This window comes from Candidatus Binatia bacterium (genome assembly GCA_036563615.1).
Lineage (GTDB): Bacteria > Desulfobacterota > Binatia > UBA12015 > UBA12015 > DATCMB01.
The window spans coordinates 888,084-905,871 of sequence record DATCMB010000006.1 but is presented as its reverse complement, the minus strand read 5'-3'; the positions used below and the strand labels follow the sequence as shown (position 1 = coordinate 905,871).

Genomic DNA, 17,788 nt, shown 5'->3' with positions numbered 1-17,788 from the left:
CGCGACGTCGGACCCGACCGAGCCCGCCCTGCCCCGTCCGGCACGTCCGGCCATTGACAGGCGGCCCCGCAGGGCGTGTACGGTCCCCTCGTGGCGCTCTACCCGTCGAGCCGCGGCACCCTGCTGATCGCGGCGCTGCTGCTGCTCACGCTCGGCTTCGCCGGCGTGTGGATCATCGAGGCCGCGCAGACCGAGGGCAATCCGTGGCGGATCCTGCCCTACTTCCTGATCGCCGCGGGCGTCGTGCTGGCGGTCGGCTTCGTCTCCCTGCTCGTGTCGAGCAGGCGCTGAGCGGGATGCCGCGGGCTCAGGCCCGCATCACGACGTCGAGCTGACCGCGGTGGTGCTGCGTCTCGACCGACACGTCCTGGCCGCGGCCGCTCAGCAGCACGTCGACCGAGGCGTCGCCGACGCGCAGGTGCGAGATCCGCACCTGTTCCACGAACGGCGGCAGCGTCGGCTGCGTCAGCACGATGCGCCGCTCGCTCGCCTCGAACGAGATGCCGAGGCAAGCCTGCAGGAGCTGGAACACGGCGCCCGTCGCCCAGGCCTGCGGCGAGCACGCGACCGGGTAGAGCGTCGGCCCCTCGCCTTGGCGGCGCACGAAGCCGCAGAACAGCTCGGGCAGGCGGCGCAGCTCGATGAAGGCGGACGCGTCGAACAGCGCCGAGAAGATCTTCATCGCGTGCTCGTGGCAGCCGTTGCGCGCGAGCCCGAGCGCGATCAGCGCGTTGTCGTGCGGCCACACCGAGCCGTTGTGGTACGACATCGGGTTGTAGCGCGACTCGCCGCGCGCCACCGTGCGCACGCCCCAGCCGGAGAACATGTCGTCGGCGAGCAGCACGTCCGCGACCCGGCGCGCGCGCTCGGGCGACGCGATGCCGGAGAACAGCACCTGGCCCGCGTTCGAGGCCTTGACGCGGCACTGGCGCTTCGCGCCGTCGAGCGCGATCACGTAGGTCCCGAGCTCGTCGTTCCAGAACGCCTGCTCGAACCGCTCGCGTAGCGCGTCGGCCTTCGCGTCGAGCTCGCTCGCCCGCGTCCGATCACCGAGCACGCCCGCGAGGCGCGCGCCCGCACGCCACGCCGCGTACGCGTACGCCTGCACCTCGGCGAGCGCGATCGGGCCCTCGGCGAGCTCCCCGTCGGCGTGGAACACGGCGTCCGACGAGTCCTTCCAGCCCTGATTGACGAGCCCCCGGCCGTGGCTGCGGTACTCGAGGAAGCCGTCGCCGTCGGGATCGCCGTAGGTCGCCATCCAGCGCATCGCGGCCTCGAGGTTCGGCCACAGGCGCTCGATCGACTCGCGGTCGCCGGTGCGCTGGTAGTACTCGCCGGCGAGCAGGACGAAGAGCGGCGTCGCGTCGACCGTGCCGTAGTAGCGGCCGAACGGGATCTCGCCGAGCGCCGCCATCTCGCCGCCGCGCACCTCGTGCACGATCTTGCCCGGCTCCGCCTGCCGCTCCTCGGAGACTTCCTGCGCCTGCAGGGCGGCGAGCGACCGCAGGACGCCGCGGGCGAGCTGCGGGCTCGTGAGCAGCGTCTGCCACGCGGTGACCAGCGAGTCGCGGCCGAACAGCGTGCCGTACCAGGGGATGCCGGCGAGCGGGTAGATGCCGTGCGGCGTGCGCGCGAGCATCATGTGCAGATCGGCGGCGGCGCGGCTGAGCCAGGCGTCGAGCTGCGGGTTCGAAGTGCTGACCCGCGCGTCCTGCTCGAGCGACTGACGTCGCGTCGCGTGCGCCCACGCCCACGCGTCGTCGTGCGTCGGCGCCTCGCGCTTCGTGTCGCGACCGATGTGCGTGATGACGCGCGTCCGCAGCGTGAGCTCGCCGCGCGGCCGCAGGTGCACCTCCCACTCGGCGGCGCCGGTGTCGAGCCGCGCCGGCGGCGGCTCGAACTGGAGACGCGTCGTGCGCCGCACGCCGTCGAGACCGTCGTACGCGAGCTCGACGGTGTCGGCGGAGAGCACGGTGGCGAACGCGCGGCCGCGCTGCTTCCGCTGCACGCCGCGCACCTCGAAGATGTCGGCGAAGTCGGCGGCGAAGCCGAGACGCACCGTCACCTGCGCGTCCTGCAGACCGAAGCTGCGCACGCGCAGCGCCTGGTAGAGGCAGCCGTCCCAGAGGAACAGCGAGCGGTGCAGGTGGATGGTGTCGGCGGGGACGGCGATGCCGTTGCCGGGCAGATCCGGATTCGCGAGGTCGACGGCGAGCGCCGTGTTGTCGTCGCGCACCGCCGAGCTCAGCAGCAGCGCGCGCTCGTTCGCGAACGACAGCTCGAAGCCGCTCAGGAACCGCGTCCCGTCGCGGTAGAGCCCCTGCTCGCCGAGCCGCCCGAGGCGATGCATGTCGCCGTAGCGGTCGAACACGGCGAAGGACACGCCATCCGCGAGGACCCGCGTGCGGTCGTCGACGCGCGAGGAGGTCGAAAGGATGTAGTACTGGTCCTCGACGCGGATGACGTCGGCACGCGTGCCGTCCCCCATCGACACCTCACCTCATGCAGCTCATGCAGCGAGCGTGGTCCGCCTGTCGCGAGCGATCAAACGCTTGTAGATCTCGACGTACTCCCGAGCCATGCGCTCGGCGCTGAAGCGCTTCTCGAACACCGTCCGACACGTGCGACGGTCGAGCTGGTCGAGACGTCCGACCGCACGCACCGCCTCGTCGATGTTTTCGACGACGAAGCCCGTCACGCCTTCGTCGATCACCTCGGGGACCGACCCGCGTCGGAACGCCACCACGGGCGTACCGCACGCCATCGCTTCGATCATCACCAGGCCGAAGGGCTCGGGCCAGTCGACCGGGAACAGCAGCCCGATCGCGTTGCCGAGAAAGCGTCCCTTGTCACCGTCACCGATCTCCCCGACATACTCGATCCCCGGTTGATCGAGCAACCGGGCGATCTGCGTTTCGAAGTACTCGCGGTCGGCGCGGTCGACCTTGGCGGCGATCTTCAGCGGGATTCCGGCGCGACGCGCGATCTCGATCGCGCGGTCGACGCCCTTCTCCGGCGAGATGCGGCCGAGGAACGCCAGGTAGCCGTCGGAACGCTCGTTGAACGGATGCAGGTCCTTGGGCAAGCCGTGGTAGACGGTGCCCACCCAGTTCGCGAACGGCAGCGGCTCGCGCTGCGCGTCGGAGATCGAGACCAGCGGCGCGTCGAAGTAGCGCCGGAAGATCGCCCCCACCTCGGGAAGGTCGAGGCGTCCGTGCATGGTGGTCACGGTCGGCACCTGCTCGCGCTCGGCGAGCGGCAGGTGCAGGTAGTCGATGTGGAAGTGGATGACGTCGAACTGATCCGCGAGGGCGAAGGCACGGTCGGCGAGCAGCATGTGGTACGGCTCGGCGGCGTGCACGCCCGCCAGCCGCAGGGCCTCCGGCACGCCGGCGACCAGACGGGCGGCGGTGCGGGAGTCGCCGCTGGCGAACAGCGTCACGTCGTGTCCCAAGCGGACCAGCTCCTCGGTGAGATAGGAGACGACCCGCTCGGTGCCGCCGTAGAGCTTGGGCGGCACTGCTTCGATCAGGGGTGCAACCTGCGCAATCCTCATCTCGCCTCTCTCCGAAAATTGCTCGCCCGCAGCCGAGCCGCGCCGGCGCGGACTGCGAAAAGCTAAGCTCGACCCCTCGAGGCGCAAGGGTTTCCCGCGCGGCGCGGGAGCGCGCGGTGCCGTGGGCGCGGCGTCGTCGGAGGCGCTCGCCGGGGACGCCGCGATCACCGCGCGCCGACGCCCTCGGGCCCGTCCCCGGGGGCGTCCGGCGCCGGCGGGCCCGCCTCAGGTGTCGTCGCGCTCGGGCGCGGGCCGCTGCTCCTCGGCGCGGCGCAGGGCGTCGGCGAGCGACGCCATCGCGCGCGCGACGCTCGCCCCGCAGGTGCGTGCGACCTCGTCGCCGCAGCGTACGAAGGCGCCGTCGCGCTCGTAGCCGTCGCCGATGCGGGCGAGCGCGGCGAGCTCCGCGATGCGGGTCATCGTCTCCGGATCGTCGAGGCCGCGCACGCGCGCCGAGTCCGCGACGACCGCCGCGGCGCCGTCGAGGGCGCGGCAGAACGCCTCGACCTCGGCGCAGCACACCAGGTCGTCGACCGGCGCGCTCCCGCCGGCGCGGCGCTCGAGCGCGTCGTCGGCCGCCGCTGCGGGGACGGCGGCCGCGAGCGCGCCGAACATGCACCAGACGCGTCGGCGCCTCCGCCTCGCGTGGACTCCGCGGTGTCGCGTCGCGTGCCTCCTTTCGCGCTTGCCGGTAAGCGCGAAGGCACGCGTGTCAAGCGGTCGCTTGCTGCGTCCAGCGGAGCGCGACCGCGGCGTGCATCGCGATGCCGGTCGCCATCGCGTCCTCGTCGAGCACCATGCGGTTCGAGTGGTTCGGGGCGGGGCGAGAGACGCCCTGCGGACGCACGCCGAGGAACACCATCGCGCCCGGCAAGCGGTCGAGGACGTAGGAGAAGTCCTCCGCGCCCATGAACGCGTTCGGCAGCTCGATCGCGCGACGCTCGCCGAGCAGGTCGCGGGCGACGCCGAGGGTGAAGCCGGCGAAGTCGCGGTCGTTCGCCGTGACCGGGTAGCCCTCCCAGAGCTGCAGCTCGGCGCTCGCGCCGTGCGCGCGCGCGATGCCCTCGATCAGACCGCGCAGGTCGCCGACCACCTGCTTGCGCGTCGCCTCGGACACGGTGCGGATCGTGCCGCGCATGGTCGCGACCTCGGGGATGACGTTGAACGTCGTCCCGGCCTTGATGTGGGCGACCGTGATCACCGCCGGCTCGAAAACGTTCACGCGGCGGGTGACGTAGGTCTGCAGCGCCTGCACGATCTCGCAGGCGATCGGGATCGGGTCGAGCGCGTCGTGCGGCATCGACGCATGCCCGCCGCGCCCGCGGATCGTCACCGCGAAATCGTCGTTCGACGCGAGCAGCGCGCTCGGCCGGGTGGCGATCGTGCCGGCGCGGATCGTCGGCACGACGTGGATCGCGAACGCCGCGCACGGCGGGTGCTCGCGGTCGAGCAGCCCCTCCTCGAGCATCACGCGGGCGCCGAAGTGCCCCTCCTCGCCGGGCTGGAACATGAACATCACCCGACCCGCGAGGTCGTCGCGACGGCGCGCGAGCAAGCGGGCGGCGCCGGCGAGCATCGCGACGTGCGCGTCGTGACCGCAGGCGTGCATGCGCCCGTCGACCGCCGAGGCGAACTCGAGCCCGGTGTCCTCGTGCAGCGGCAACGCGTCCATGTCGCCGCGCAGGAGGATCGTCGGGCCGGGCTTGCCGCCGGTGAGCGTCGCCAGCACCGACGTCGTGCGCCGCCCGGTCTCGATCTCGAGCGGCAGACCGTCGAGCGCTTCCAGCACCGCCTGCTGCGTCGCCGGCAGCTCGAGCCCGAGCTCGGGGTTGCGGTGCAGGCGACGGCGCAGCGCGACGGCGTCCGGGAGCAGCTCCTGCGCTTCCTCGATCAAGCCCTGGTCGATCACGGCGGGCGATCATTCCACAACCGTGGCGCAGGGCAACCGCACGCGTCGTCCGATCGTGAAAACGTCGGCCGCTCGCGCGCGGCGCCAAGCGGCCGCGGAAAGTTGCGTTCGGCGACCTGGTTACGTATCCGCGCGACGTGACCACGGCGAAGCCGATCGACCAGGCGGAGGTCCTGCTCGAAGCCCTCCCCTACATCCGGCGCTTCGCGGGCAAGACGGTCGTCATCAAGTACGGCGGCCACGCGATGACGGACGACGCGCTGAAGCAGGCCTTCGCGCGCGACATCGTGCTGCTCAAGTACGTCGGCATCCACCCGGTCGTGGTGCACGGTGGCGGACCGCAGATCGACAAGATGCTGTCCGACCTCAACATCAGCTCGACGTTCGTGCGCGGCATGCGCGTCACCGACGCCAACACCATGCGCGTCGTCGAGATGGTGCTGGCGGGCGAGATCAACGGCCAGATCGTGTCGATGATCAACCTCGCCGGCGGCAAGGCGGTCGGCTTCTCGGGCAAGGACGGCAACCTGATCGTCGCGCGCCGCGCCAACTCCGAGAACGGTGACCTCGGTCAGGTCGGCGAGGTGATCGGCGTCAACCCGGAGCTCGTGCAGGCGCTGCAGCAGCAGGACTTCATCCCGGTGATCGCGCCGGTCGCGGCGAGCCCCAAGGGCGAGAGCCTGAACATCAACGCCGACATCGCGGCGGGCAAGATCGCGGAGGCGCTCGAGGCGGAGAAGCTGCTGCTGCTCACCGACGTCGAGGGCATCAAGGACGCGAACGGCGAGCTGATCCGCACGCTGTCGACCAGCGAGGCGCGCCGCCTGATCGCGGAGGGCGTGGTCAACAAGGGCATGATTCCCAAGGTCGAGTGCTGCCTCGAGGCGCTGCGCGGCGGCGTCAAGAAAGTCCACGTGATCGACGGCCGCGTGCGCCACGCGGTCCTGCTCGAGCTGTTCACCGACCAAGGCGTCGGCACCGAGGTGCGGCGCGACAGCCCGAGCGACGTCACCGTCAAGCGCGCGGCGAACGCGCGGAGCGAGCAGTGAAGCCGGCGTCGAGCCCGACGGCAGCCGCTGCCGGCGGCAGCGCCGAGATCATCGCGCGCAGCCGCAAGGCGCTCGTGCCGGTGTACGCGCGCACCGAGATCGCGTTCGTCCGCGGCGAGGGCGCGGTGCTGTGGGACGCGGACGGAAGACGCGTGCTCGACTTCTTCTCGAGCATCCTCTGCACCAACCTCGGCCACTGCCACCCGAAGGTGACCGAGGCGATCTCGCGTCAGGCGGCGACGCTCGTGCACGTCTCGAACCTGCACTACAGCGAGCCGCAGATGCGCCTCGCCGAGCTGCTGTGCGAGCTCTCGTTCGGCGAGCGCGTCTTCCTCTGCAACAGCGGCGCGGAGGCGAACGAGGCGGCGCTCAAGGCGGCGCGGCGCTACGGGCACGCGAACGGCGGACGCTTCGAGGTGCTGACGACGCTGGGCTCGTTCCACGGCCGCACCTTCGCGACCATCGCCGCGACCGGACAGGAGAAGGTGCGGCGCGGCTTCGAGCCGCTGCTGCCGGGCTTCCGCTACGTGCCATTCGGTGACGCCGCCGCGATGGAAGCGGCGATCGGCAAGGACACGGTCGCGATCCTGGTCGAGCCCGTGCAGGGCGAGGGCGGCGTCAACGTGCCGCCGCCGGGCTACTTCAAGGCGCTGCGCGAGATCTGCGACCGCCACGACCTGCTGCTGATGCTCGACGAGGTGCAGACCGGCTGCGGCCGCACCGGCACGCTGTGGGCGTACGAGCAGATGGGCTGCGTGCCCGACGTGATGACGCTCGCGAAGTCGCTCGGCAACGGCGTTCCGGTCGGCGCCATGGTGTGCAACGCGCGCGCGGCGTCGGGGCTCGACCTCGGCGCGCACGGCTCGACCTTCGGCGGCAACTGCCTGACCAACGCCGCCGCGGTCGCGACGCTCGAGGTCCTGTCCGACGGTCAGACGCTGCCGCGCGCGCGTGCGGCGGCGCAGCGCCTGCGCGCCGGGCTCGAGAAGCTGCACCAGCAGCATCCCGAGCGCGTCGAGCAGGTGCGCGGCCTCGGGCTGCTCCTCGGCATGGTGCTGCGCGACGCGGATCTCGCCAAGGACGTCGCGGTGAAGGCGCTCGCGGACGGCCTCCTGATCAACGTCACCGCCGAGCGCGTGCTGCGCATCGCGCCGCCGCTCGTCGTCACCGACGCCGAGATCGACGAGGGTCTCGCGATCCTCGGGAGGGCGCTCGCAGCATGAAAGTCGATTTCGTCTCGCTCGCCGACTTCTCGCGCGAGGACGTCGAGTCGATGCTCGACGACGCCGACCGCCTGAAGGCGGAGCTGCGCGCCGGCAAGGGCGCGCGTCCGCTCGTCGGGCGCACGCTCGCGATGATCTTCGAGAAGCCGAGCCTGCGCACGCGCGTCACCTTCGAGACCGGCATCAAGCAGCTCGGCGGCGCGTCGGTCTACCTCGCGCCGGAGGACATCCGCCTCGGCGAGCGCGAGACGGTGGCCGACATCGCGCGCAACCTGTCGCGCTGGGTGGATCTGATCGTCGCGCGCACGTTCGCGCACCGCTCGCTGCTCGAGCTCGCGCAGCATGCGACGGTGCCGGTGATCAACGGCCTCACCGACCTGCTGCACCCCGCGCAGGTGCTCGCCGACCTGATGACGCTGCGCGAGAAGCGCGGCGACCTCTCGAAGCTGACGGTCGCGTTCATCGGCGACGGCAACAACGTCGTGAACTCGTGGCTCAACGCGGCGGCGCTCTTCGGGCTGCGCTTCCGCCTCGCCTGCCCGCCGGGCTACGAGCCCAACCGCGAGATCCTCGAGCGCGCGCAGCGCATGCAGCCGGGCAAGATCGAGATCCTGCACGATCCGGTCGAGGCGGCGCGCGGCGCCGACGCGATCTACACCGACACCTGGGTCAGCATGGGCCAGGAGGCGGAGACGCAGGTGCGTCGCGTCGCGTTCGCGGGCTACCAGGTCAATGCGGCGCTCTTGCAGCACGCGCGCGAGGACGTGCTGGTGATGCACTGCCTGCCCGCGCACCGCGGCGAGGAGATCACCTCCGACGTCCTCGACGGTCCGCACTCGGTCGTCCTCGACCAGGCGGAGAACCGGCTGCACGCGCAGAAGGCCGTCATGGTGTGGCTCAGCAACCGCTCGCGGCCGGACGCCTGACGTCCGGCAATTCCGCAGCGGTCTCCGGAGCAGAAGTGAGCAAGCAGAACGTCAAGAAGATCGTCCTCGCCTACTCGGGCGGGCTCGACACGTCGGTGATCCTCGGCTGGCTGCGTCACGAGTACCAGGCCGAGGTGATCGCCTTCTGCGCCGACGTCGGCCAGGGCGAGGAGCTCGCCCCGGTCGAGGAGAAGGCGCGCGCGAGCGGCGCGTCGCACGTCGTCATCGAGGACCTGCGCGAGGACTTCGCTCGCGACTACGTTTTTCCGATCCTGCGCGCCAACGCCCTCTACGAGGGCACCTACATGCTCGGCACCTCGATCGCGCGCCCGCTGATCGCGCGTCGTCAGGCCGAGGTCGCGCTCGAGCACGGCGCGGACGCGGTCGCCCACGGCGCGACCGGCAAGGGCAACGACCAGGTGCGCTTCGAGCTCACCTTCGCCGCGATCGCGCCGCAGCTCAAGATCATCGCGCCGTGGCGCGAGTGGACGTTCGAGGGCCGCAACGACCTCATCGCCTACGCCGAGCAGCACCGCATCCCGATCCCGGTCAGCAAGGAGAAGCCGTACTCGTCGGACCGCAACCTGCTGCACATGAGCTTCGAGGGCGGCATCCTCGAGGATCCGTGGCGCGAGCCGTACGACGACATGTTCGTCCTCACGACGTCGCCCGAGAAGGCGCCGGACGAGCCGCAGTACGTCGAGATCGAGTACGAGAAGGGCGATCCGGTCGCGGTCGACGGCGAGCGGCTCTCGCCGGCGAAGCTGCTCGAACGCCTGAACGAGATCGGCGGCCGGCACGGCGTCGGGCGGGTCGACATGGTCGAGAACCGCTACGTCGGCATGAAGTCGCGCGGCGTCTACGAGACGCCGGGCGGCACGATCCTGCACGTCGCGCACCGCGCGGTCGAGTCGCTGACCATGGACCGCGAGGTGATGCACCTGCGCGACTCGCTGATCCCGCGCTACGCCGAGATGGTCTACAACGGCTACTGGTTCGCGCCCGAGCGCGAGATGCTGCAGGCCGCGATCGACGACGCGCAGAAGACCGTCACCGGCACGGCGCGCGTCAAGCTCTACAAGGGCAACGTGATCGTCGTCGGGCGCAAGGCCGAGCGCTCGCTGTTCGATCCGGGCATCGCGAGCTTCGATCAGGCGGGCGGCTACCGTCAGGCGGACGCGACGGGCTTCATCGCGCTCTCGGGTCTGCGTCTCAAGCTGCGCAAGCTGAAGCAGGGCTGAAGCGTGACGCGTGCGGCGCGGCGCGCGTCGCACGTGGAGTCGTGAGGCTGCAGAAGCGGCACGCGCCCGTCGTGCCCCGCACGGTAGCGACGCGAGCACGCTTCCACGCGTGGGGGAATTCGCATAAAGCGACGACCACCGCGTGGTGTTCCTTCCGCAGGACTGGCAGCAGGCGGACGCGCCGTCCGCCGTGCCCAACGACGCACCGCCGAGCTCGTCCGACGGTGCGCGCGCCCTCCCCTGCCCCGACGCGCCGCCGAGCGCCCACGAGTGCTTCGACTTCTATGGCTTGACGGTCGCCGTCGAGAGCCGGCCCGCGGAGCTCACCGACCAGCTGCGGCGTGACTTCGCGTTCTTCCGCCGCGGCGAGGCGGCAAGCGGCAAGGCCGACCTGCGCGTCGAGCTGCGGCTCGAGGAGCCGCCCTGGGACACCGTTCCGGCGCTGCCCGCCTCGGTGTTCACGCCGCGCAACGTGTCGTTCACCGACGGCGTGCTCACCTACCTCGACTACTTCGGACGCGGCCTCGCCATCCTCGACCGGCGTGACCGGACCTGCGTCGTCTACTCGCCGGATCCGGACCTCGCGCACGAGATCGGCTACCTCTTCCTGCTGTCGTCGGTGGGACAGCACCTCGACGCGCGCGGCCTGCACCGCGTGCACGCGCTCGGCGTCAGCCATCACGGCCGAGGCCTCCTGCTGCTGCTGCCGTCGGGCGGCGGCAAGAGCACGATGGCGCTCGAGCTGCTGTCGCGGCCCGGCTTCTTCCTGCTCAGCGAGGACACGCCGCTCGTCGACCGGCGCGGGCGCATCCTGCCCTTCCCGCTGCGCCTCGGCGTGCGTCCCGAGCAGCGGCCGGACATCCCGCCGCAGTACCTGCGCACCGTGCGCCGCATGGAGTTCGATCCGAAGACGCTGATCGACCTCGAGTACTTCCGCGGCCGCATCGGCGACGTCGTGCCGGCGAGCATCCTGCTCGTCGGCGAGCGCAACTCGGGTGCGGTGTCGGAGATCGTCCCGACCTCGAACCCCGCCGCGTTTCGCGCCCTCGTCAATCACATGATCGTGGGATTGGGCGTGTACCAGGGGCTCGAGTTCCTGCTCGAGCGCGGCCTCTCCGAGCTCGCCGGACAGAGCGGCGTCGTCGCGTCGCGCACGGCGAGCGCGCTGCGGCTGGTCGCGCGCGCGCGTCCGTACCGCTTCGTGCTCGGCCGCGACCGCGCGCTCAACACGCGCACGCTGCTCGAGTTCCTGGACGCGCTCTGATCGCTCGCGTGGCGTCGCGTCGCGTGCGGCGCGTGGAGCGCTCGTCGCCCGCGTGGTAAGCGCTGCGGCGATGCCGGCCCCGAGCAAGCGCACCACCCGGAACGCCGCCCGCAAGCCCTGGGGCGGACGCTTCCGCGAGCCCACCGATCCCGCCGTCGAGCAGTTCACCAACTCGCTGCGCACCGACCTGCGCATGGCCGCGCACGACGTGCGCGGCTCGATCGCGCACGTCCACGCGCTGCAGCGCGCGCGGCTGCTGACGCCGCGCGAGGCCGCGACGATCGAGCGCGGACTCGCGGCGGTGCTGCGCGAGATCCAGAGCGGCCGCTTCCGCGCCGCGCCGGCGGACGAAGACGTGCACATGGCGGTCGAGCGCCGCCTGACGGAGCTCGTCGGCCCGGTCGGCGGCAAGCTGCACACCGGCCGCAGCCGCAACGACCAGGTGGCGACCGACCTGCGGCTCTGGCTGCGCGACGAGATCGACGCCCTGGTCGCGGGCATCGAGCGGCTGATCGGCGCGCTCGTCGGGCGCGCGCGGCGCGACCTCGACGTCGTCGTGCCGGGCTACACGCACCTGCAGCGCGCGCAGCCGGTGCTGCTCGCGCACCACTGGCTCGCCTACGTCGAGATGCTGCTGCGCGACCGCGAGCGTCTGCTCGACGCGCGCAAGCGCGTCAACGTCCTGCCGCTCGGCTCGGGCGCGCTCGCCGGCGCCGGCTTCGCGCTCGACCGCCGTCGGGTCGCGGCCGAGCTCGGCTTCGACGCGGTCAGCGAGAACTCGCTCGACGCCGTGTCGGACCGCGACTTCGTCGTCGAGGTGCTCGCCGCGGGATCGATCCTCGCGATGCACCTGTCGCGCCTCGGCGAGGAGATCGTGCTGTGGTCGTCCTCCGAGTTCGGCTTCCTCGAGCTGCCCGACGCCTTCGCGACCGGCAGCTCGATGATGCCGCAGAAGAAGAATCCCGACGTCGCCGAGCTGGTGCGCGGCAAGACGGGTCGCGTGTACGGCGCGCTGATCGCGCTGCTCACGCTGCTCAAGGGTCTGCCGCTGAGCTACAACCGCGATCTGCAGGAGGACAAGCCGCCGCTGTTCGACGCGGTCGACACGCTGCGCGCCTCGCTCACCGTGTTCGAGCGCATGCTGCCGCGCCTGAAGGTGGTGAGCGCGACGATGCGCAACGCGGCGGGCGGCTTCGCGCTCGCGACCGAGCTCGCCGACCATCTCGTCGAGCGCGGCCTGCCCTTCCGGCAGGCGCACGAGGTGGTGGGCAACGTCGTGCGCTGGTGCGTCGACCAAGGGCGCGAGCTCGAGAGCCTCTCCGCGGCGGAGCTCAGGCGCTTCTCGCCGCTGCTCGACGGTCGCGCCCGCCGCGCGCTGACGCTCGATGCCGCGCTCGCGCGCCGCAAGCTCATCGGCGGCACGGCACGCGCCAACGTCGAGCGACGCCTCGCCGCGCTCGAGGCCGCCGGCTTTGCCGCGCCGGCGCGCGCCGGCGTGCGCACGCGCACGCGCACCGCTGCGGGCAAGCGAGCTGCTGCGGGCAAGCGGGCCGCTGCGCGCGCGGGCGCGACGCGTTCCAAGACGTCCTCCAAGGCGCGGCCGAAGACGCGGTCCAACGCGCGGGCCAAAGCGCGCTCGAGCAAGCGATGACGCGCGCACGCCGCCAGCCGGTCGACGTCGCCGCCGCGCTCGGGCTCGCGCTCGCGCTGACTGGCGCCTTCGCCGTCGCCGGCTGCGGACGCGTCGGGCCGCCGCGCCCGCCCGAGTACGTGATCCCGAAGACCGCGGATCCGGTCGAGGTCGAGAGCGCGGCCGACGGCGTCAAGGTGACGTGGCGGCGCCCGCGCGAGTACGTCGACGGCGAGCCGCTCGACGACCTCGCGCGCTTCGTCGTCCTGCGCGCGTGCCAGCCGGAGGCGACGTTCCAGGAAATCGCCGTCGTGCCGGTCACCGACCAGCAGCGCTTTCGCAAGGCGAGCATCTTCACGCTGCTCGACTCGGACGCGCCGCTCGGCGTGTCGTGCCGTTACCAGGTGATCGCGATGACCTTCGACGAGTACGCGAGCCCGCCCGCCGAGAGCGCCGACATCGTGCGCACGATCCCGGGCGCGATCCCGTGATGGGCCGCGTGCGGCGTCTCGACGATCTGGTCGTCGGCGAGCGGCTGCTGGTCGGCCGCACGACGCCGTCGCGGGAAGAAGCGATCGAGCTCGCGCGTCGCTTCGAGCCGCAGCCCTACCACGTCGACGAGGAGGCCGCGCGGCAATCGATCTACGGCGGGCTCACGCTGTGCTCGCTGCACCTCTTTGCGATCGCGACGCGGCTCTTCTTCGACATGGAGGAGCCGATCGCGACCCTCGCCATGCTGGGCAAGGACGAGGTGCGGCTGCCGCGGCCGGCGCGCCCCGGCGAGGAGCTGCGCTACTTCACGACCTGCATCGAGAAGCGCGCGTCGCGCTCGAAGCCCGACCGCGGCGTCGTCGTCCTGCAGGACGAGATCGTGAACCCGCGGGACGAGGCGGTGCTGACGCAGAAGGTGACGCTGCTGGTCGCGCGCTGAGCGTCGCGCGGCGGAGCGACAGCCGCGGCGCCACGGCGCACGCTCGACGCCCCGCCGCCGCTACGCCGACAGCGGCTGCTCGCACTCGGTCGCGACCAGATCCTCCACCGTCTCGCGGCGCGACATCAGCACCGCGCGACCGTTCTCCCACCACACCTGCGGCGCGCGGCCGAGCGAGTTGTAGTTCGAGCTCATCGAGTAGCCGTACGCGCCCGCGTCGTGCAGCAGGACGAAGTCGCCGGGACGCGGCGTCGGCAGCTCGCGCGGCTCGATCAGCTCCGCGGCGTCGCGCGTGAAGACGTCGCCCGACTCGCAGAGCGGTCCCGCGACCGCGAACGGCGCGACCGGACCCGGCTCGTCGCTCACCACCGAGATGCGGTGGTACGAGCCGTACATCGCGGGCCGCACGAGGTCGCAGAAGCCGGCGTCGACCATGATGAAGCCGTGGCCCTTGCCCTTCTCGTTGCTCTGCGTGTGCTTGACGTCGGTGACGCGTGCGACCAGCGTGCCCGCCGCGGCGACGAAGAAGCGCCCCGGCTCGATCTCGACGCGGATCTCGCGCCCGGCCTGCTCGCAGAAGTGCGCCCGCGCCTCGCGCAGGATGCGGCCGAGCGGCGCCAGATCCGGCACCCAGCTCGGGTCGCGGTACGAGTGCGGGATGCCGCCGCCGAGGTTCACCGCGACGCAGTCCGGCAGCTTCGGCAAGAGCGAGCCGAGCTCGCGGGCGAGCCGCTGCAGGTTCGCGTAGAGCTCGTCGATCTGCGGCCCGCTGCCGACGTGCGCGTGCAGCAGGACGACCGGCAGCCCGGCCGCGCGCGCCTCCTCCGCGACCCTGAGCGCGTCGTCGATCCACACGCCGTGCTTCGAGCTCGGGCCGCCGGTGTCGCACTCCTGCACGTGGCCGTGGCCGAAGCCCGGGTTGACGCGCAGGCCGATCGGACCGCGGTAGCCCGCCGCCTGCAGCTCGCGCAGCTGACCGGGCGAGCCCAGGTTCGGCAGCACGCGCTCCTCGCGCACGACCGAGAGCGCGTTGTCGCGGAAGACGTCGGCGGTGAGCAGCACGACCGGCGGCTCCGCGCCCATCGCGAAGCCCGCCCGCTTCGCGCGCAGCACCTCGTTGCCCGACACGGCGTCGATCCACAGGCCCGCCTCGCGGACGGCTTTCAGGACGAGGTGCGCCGAGCACGCCTTCATCGCGTAGCGCGCCTGCAGGCCGGGCGCGGAGATCTGCTCCTTCACGCGGGCGATGCGATCGGCGATCACCGCCGCGTCGTAGAAGTAGAAGGGGGTGCCGATCTGGGCAGCGAGACGCGCGAGCTCGCTGCGGCTCGAGAGCGGAAGCGCGGTCATCCTGGCTTCACTGCCACCCGGGACGTGCGGGTTCAAGGTGACGCCGGACGCGCCTCGACGGCCGTCGAAAGCCCGCGCGTGCGCGCGCGTCCGGTTTGTGGCACGGCTGCGAAATCGCTGGTATCGAGCCCGGGATATGCGGCTGCCCTTCACCAAGATGCACGGGATCGGCAACGACTACGTGTACGTCGACGCCTTCGCGCACCAGGTTCCCGATCCGGCGCGCGTCGCGCGCCTGGTGTCGCCGCGACGCACGGGCATCGGCTCCGACGGGCTGATCCTGATCTGCCCGTCGAGCGTCGCCGACGCGCGCATGGAGATGTACAACGCGGACGGCAGCCGCGGCGAGATGTGCGGCAACGGCATCCGCTGCGTCGCGAAGTACGTCTACGACCACGGCATCGCGCGCAAGCCCGAGCTCAAGATCGAGACCGACGCCGGCGTGAAGACGCTGAAGCTCGACGTCCGCGACGGCCGCGTCGCGAGCGTGACGGTCGACATGGGCGAGCCGATCCTCGACGGCGCCTCGATCCCGGTGCGCGCCGAGGGTCGCGTGATCGACGCGCCCTTCGAGGTCGACGGCACGAGCTACCGGATCACGTGCGTGTCGATGGGCAACCCGCACTGCGTGCTCTTCGTCGACGACACCGCGAGCGCGCCGGTGACGACGCTCGGTCCGCGCATCGAGACCGATCCGTTCTTCCCGAAGCGCGTCAACGTAGAATTCGTCCAGCTGCTCGATCCGGCGCCGTCGGCGCGTCTGCGCATGCGCGTGTGGGAGCGCGGCTCTGGTGAGACCGCCGCGTGCGGCACCGGTGCCTGCGCGGTCGCGGTCGCCGCGCACCTCACCGAACGCGCGCCGCGTCGAGTCGAGATCGAGCTGCTCGGCGGCAATCTGCAGATCGAGTGGCGCGAGTCCGACGGGCACGTCTACATGACCGGCCCCGCGACCGAGGTGTTCTCGGGGGAGGTGGAGGTATGAGCGGCGATCTCTCCTGGCTGCGCGGCTCGATCGTCGCGCTCGCGACGCCGTTCAAGGACGGCGCGATCGACTACCCGGCGCTCGAGGCGCTCGTCGAGTGGCAGATCGCGTCGGGGCAGAAGGCGCTCGTGCCGTGCGGCTCGACGGGCGAGTCGGCGACGCTGACGCACGACGAGCACATCGAGGTGGTCGAGGCCGTGATCAAGGTGGCGGCAGGACGCGTCCCCGTGATCGCCGGCACCGGCTCGAACTCGACCGCCGAAGCGATCCGCCTGACGCGCGAGGCCGAGCGTGCCGGCGCCGCGGGCGCGCTGTTGATCTCGCCATACTACAACAAGCCGACGCAGGACGGCATCGTCGAGCACTACCGCGCGGTGGCGAACGCGACCGGCATCCCGCTGATCGTCTACAACATCCCCGGCCGCACGGGCTCGACGATCGAGCCCCACACGCTCGCGCGGCTCGCCGAGATCCCGCGCATCGTCGGCGTCAAGGAGGCGACCGGCTCGCTCGACCGCGTCATCGACACCATCGCCGCGTGCGGCAAGGACTTCGCGGTGATCTCGGGCGAGGACTCGCTGACGCTCGCGACGATCGCGATGGGCGGCGTCGGCGTGATCTCCGCGGTCGCGAACGTGATCCCCGCCGAGATGGCGCGTCTCACCGACGCGGCGCTCGCCGGGCGCTGGGACGAGGCGCGGCAGATCCACTACCAGGTGCTGCCGATCATGCGCGCCTGCTTCCTCGAGACCAACCCGATCCCCGTGAAGGCCGCCCTCGCGATGCTCGGCCGCTGCCGCGACGAGCTGCGTCTGCCGCTGCTGCCGATGAGCGAGGGACCGCGCGCGCGTCTGCGCGCGGCGCTCGAGAACCACGGTCTCGAGCTCGTCGCGTGATGGGCACGGCCACGCGCGTTCCGGTCATCATCGGCGGCGCCGCCGGACGGATGGGGCGGATGCTGGTGTCGCTCGCGTCGCGCGACGACGGGCTTCGCCTCGCGGGCGGCATCGAGGCGCCGGGGCACCCCGACCTCGGCACCGACCTCGGACGCCTCGCGGGCGGCGTCGACCTCGGCGTCGTCCTCACCGACGCGCTGCCGGAGATCGCTCCCGGCACGGTGTTGATCGAGTTCACCGCGCCCGAGCCGTCGCTCGCGCACCTGCGCGAGGCGGCGGAGCGCGGCCTGGGCGTCGTCCTCGGCACCACTGGCTTCACCGCCGAGCAGCAGCGCGAGATCGAAGAGCTCGCCAAGCGCGTCCCCTGCGTGCAGGCGCCGAACATGAGCTTCGGCGTCACCGTGCTGCTCGACCTCGTCGAGGAGGCGGCGCGGCGGCTCGGCGCGGCGTTCGACATCGAGATCAGCGAGACGCACCACCGCAAGAAGAAGGACGCGCCGTCCGGCACCGCGCTCGCGCTCGCGCGCGCGGCGGCGCGTGGTCGCGGCGCGCGCCTCGAGGACTGGGCGGTCTACGGGCGCGAGGGCATGGTCGGCGAGCGGCCGACCGAGCAGATCGGCGTGCTCGCGCTGCGCGGCGGCGACGTGGTCGGCGACCACACGGTGTTCTTCTTCGGCACCGGCGAGCGCATCGAGCTCACCCACCGCGCGCAGAGCCGTGAGGCGTTCGCTGCCGGCGCGCTGCGCGCGGCGCGCTGGCTGAGCGGGCGCGCGCCGGGCCTGTACTCGATGCGCGACGTCGCGGCCTAGCGGCGACGTCGGCCGGGTCCCC

17 protein-coding genes are annotated in these 17,788 nt (G+C 72.0%); 12 read left to right on the top strand and 5 right to left on the bottom strand.

Annotated features, from left to right (window positions below):
• Positions 1-75: 75 nt before the first annotated feature.
• Positions 76-291: a hypothetical protein gene (locus tag VIS07_06890; protein ID HEY8515220.1), complete on the top strand. Its 216-nt coding sequence runs from the start codon at positions 76-78 to the stop codon at positions 289-291.
• A 16-nt stretch (positions 292-307) separates the two neighbouring features.
• On the opposite strand, the gene VIS07_06885 is transcribed toward VIS07_06890, so the two are convergent.
• From VIS07_06885 to VIS07_06870, 4 genes are all read right to left on the bottom strand, one after another.
• Positions 308-2,488, bottom strand: a complete 2,181-nt coding sequence (locus VIS07_06885; protein HEY8515219.1) for an amylo-alpha-1,6-glucosidase — start codon at positions 2,486-2,488, stop codon at positions 308-310.
• A 21-nt stretch (positions 2,489-2,509) separates the two neighbouring features.
• Positions 2,510-3,556 carry a glycosyltransferase family 4 protein gene (locus VIS07_06880; GenBank protein ID HEY8515218.1) on the bottom strand — a complete coding sequence of 349 codons (1,047 nt, stop codon included), beginning with the start codon at positions 3,554-3,556 and terminating at the stop codon, positions 2,510-2,512.
• 225 nt (positions 3,557-3,781) lie between these two features.
• A complete protein-coding gene (locus tag VIS07_06875) occupies positions 3,782-4,171 on the bottom strand; it encodes a hypothetical protein (GenBank protein ID HEY8515217.1) in 390 nt (129 codons plus the stop codon).
• Between the two features lie 97 nt (positions 4,172-4,268).
• Positions 4,269-5,465, bottom strand: coding sequence for a M20 family metallopeptidase (locus VIS07_06870; protein ID HEY8515216.1), 1,197 nt, complete (start codon positions 5,463-5,465; stop codon positions 4,269-4,271).
• Positions 5,466-5,602: 137 nt separating this feature from the next.
• Between VIS07_06870 and argB the strand changes: the two genes are divergently transcribed.
• The 8 genes from argB to VIS07_06830 all read left to right on the top strand — a co-directional run bounded on the left by argB (position 5,603) and on the right by VIS07_06830 (position 13,729).
• A complete protein-coding gene (gene argB, locus VIS07_06865) occupies positions 5,603-6,514 on the top strand; it encodes an acetylglutamate kinase (protein HEY8515215.1) in 912 nt (303 codons plus the stop codon).
• Positions 6,511-7,737, top strand: coding sequence for an aspartate aminotransferase family protein (locus VIS07_06860; protein HEY8515214.1), 1,227 nt, complete (start codon positions 6,511-6,513; stop codon positions 7,735-7,737). Before argB ends, VIS07_06860 begins: the two co-directional genes overlap by 4 nt.
• A complete protein-coding gene (gene argF / locus VIS07_06855) occupies positions 7,734-8,663 on the top strand; it encodes an ornithine carbamoyltransferase (protein HEY8515213.1) in 930 nt (309 codons plus the stop codon). Before VIS07_06860 ends, argF begins: the two co-directional genes overlap by 4 nt.
• Positions 8,664-8,698: 35 nt before the next feature.
• Complete coding sequence (locus VIS07_06850) at positions 8,699-9,904, top strand: argininosuccinate synthase (GenBank protein ID HEY8515212.1); 1,206 nt, start codon at positions 8,699-8,701, stop codon at positions 9,902-9,904.
• Positions 9,905-10,046: 142 nt separating this feature from the next.
• Positions 10,047-11,168, top strand: a complete 1,122-nt coding sequence (locus tag VIS07_06845; protein HEY8515211.1) for a hypothetical protein — start codon at positions 10,047-10,049, stop codon at positions 11,166-11,168.
• Between the two features lie 70 nt (positions 11,169-11,238).
• Positions 11,239-12,819 carry an argininosuccinate lyase gene (argH, locus tag VIS07_06840; GenBank protein HEY8515210.1) on the top strand — a complete coding sequence of 527 codons (1,581 nt, stop codon included), beginning with the start codon at positions 11,239-11,241 and terminating at the stop codon, positions 12,817-12,819.
• Positions 12,816-13,289 (top strand): hypothetical protein, encoded by a 474-nt coding sequence (locus tag VIS07_06835; GenBank protein ID HEY8515209.1) that lies wholly within the window; start codon positions 12,816-12,818, stop codon positions 13,287-13,289. The genes argH and VIS07_06835 overlap by 4 nt, the downstream gene beginning before the upstream one ends.
• 8 nt (positions 13,290-13,297) lie before the next feature.
• Entirely contained in the window at positions 13,298-13,729 is a 432-nt protein-coding gene (locus tag VIS07_06830) for a MaoC/PaaZ C-terminal domain-containing protein (GenBank protein HEY8515208.1), read from the top strand.
• Positions 13,730-13,789: 60 nt separating this feature from the next.
• Here the strand turns inward: VIS07_06830 and lysA are convergent, their stop codons facing one another.
• Positions 13,790-15,079, bottom strand: a complete 1,290-nt coding sequence (lysA, locus tag VIS07_06825) for a diaminopimelate decarboxylase (GenBank protein ID HEY8515207.1) — start codon at positions 15,077-15,079, stop codon at positions 13,790-13,792.
• A 142-nt stretch (positions 15,080-15,221) separates the two neighbouring features.
• On the opposite strand from lysA, the gene dapF reads away from it, so the two are divergent.
• The 3 genes from dapF to dapB are packed head-to-tail and all read left to right on the top strand — an operon-like array spanning position 15,222 to position 17,766.
• Complete coding sequence (gene dapF, locus VIS07_06820) at positions 15,222-16,061, top strand: diaminopimelate epimerase (GenBank protein ID HEY8515206.1); 840 nt, start codon at positions 15,222-15,224, stop codon at positions 16,059-16,061.
• Positions 16,058-16,957, top strand: a complete 900-nt coding sequence (gene dapA, locus VIS07_06815; GenBank protein ID HEY8515205.1) for a 4-hydroxy-tetrahydrodipicolinate synthase — start codon at positions 16,058-16,060, stop codon at positions 16,955-16,957. Before dapF ends, dapA begins: the two co-directional genes overlap by 4 nt.
• Entirely contained in the window at positions 16,957-17,766 is an 810-nt protein-coding gene (dapB, locus tag VIS07_06810; GenBank protein ID HEY8515204.1) for a 4-hydroxy-tetrahydrodipicolinate reductase, read from the top strand. Before dapA ends, dapB begins: the two co-directional genes overlap by 1 nt.
• Positions 17,767-17,788 lie beyond the last annotated feature (22 nt).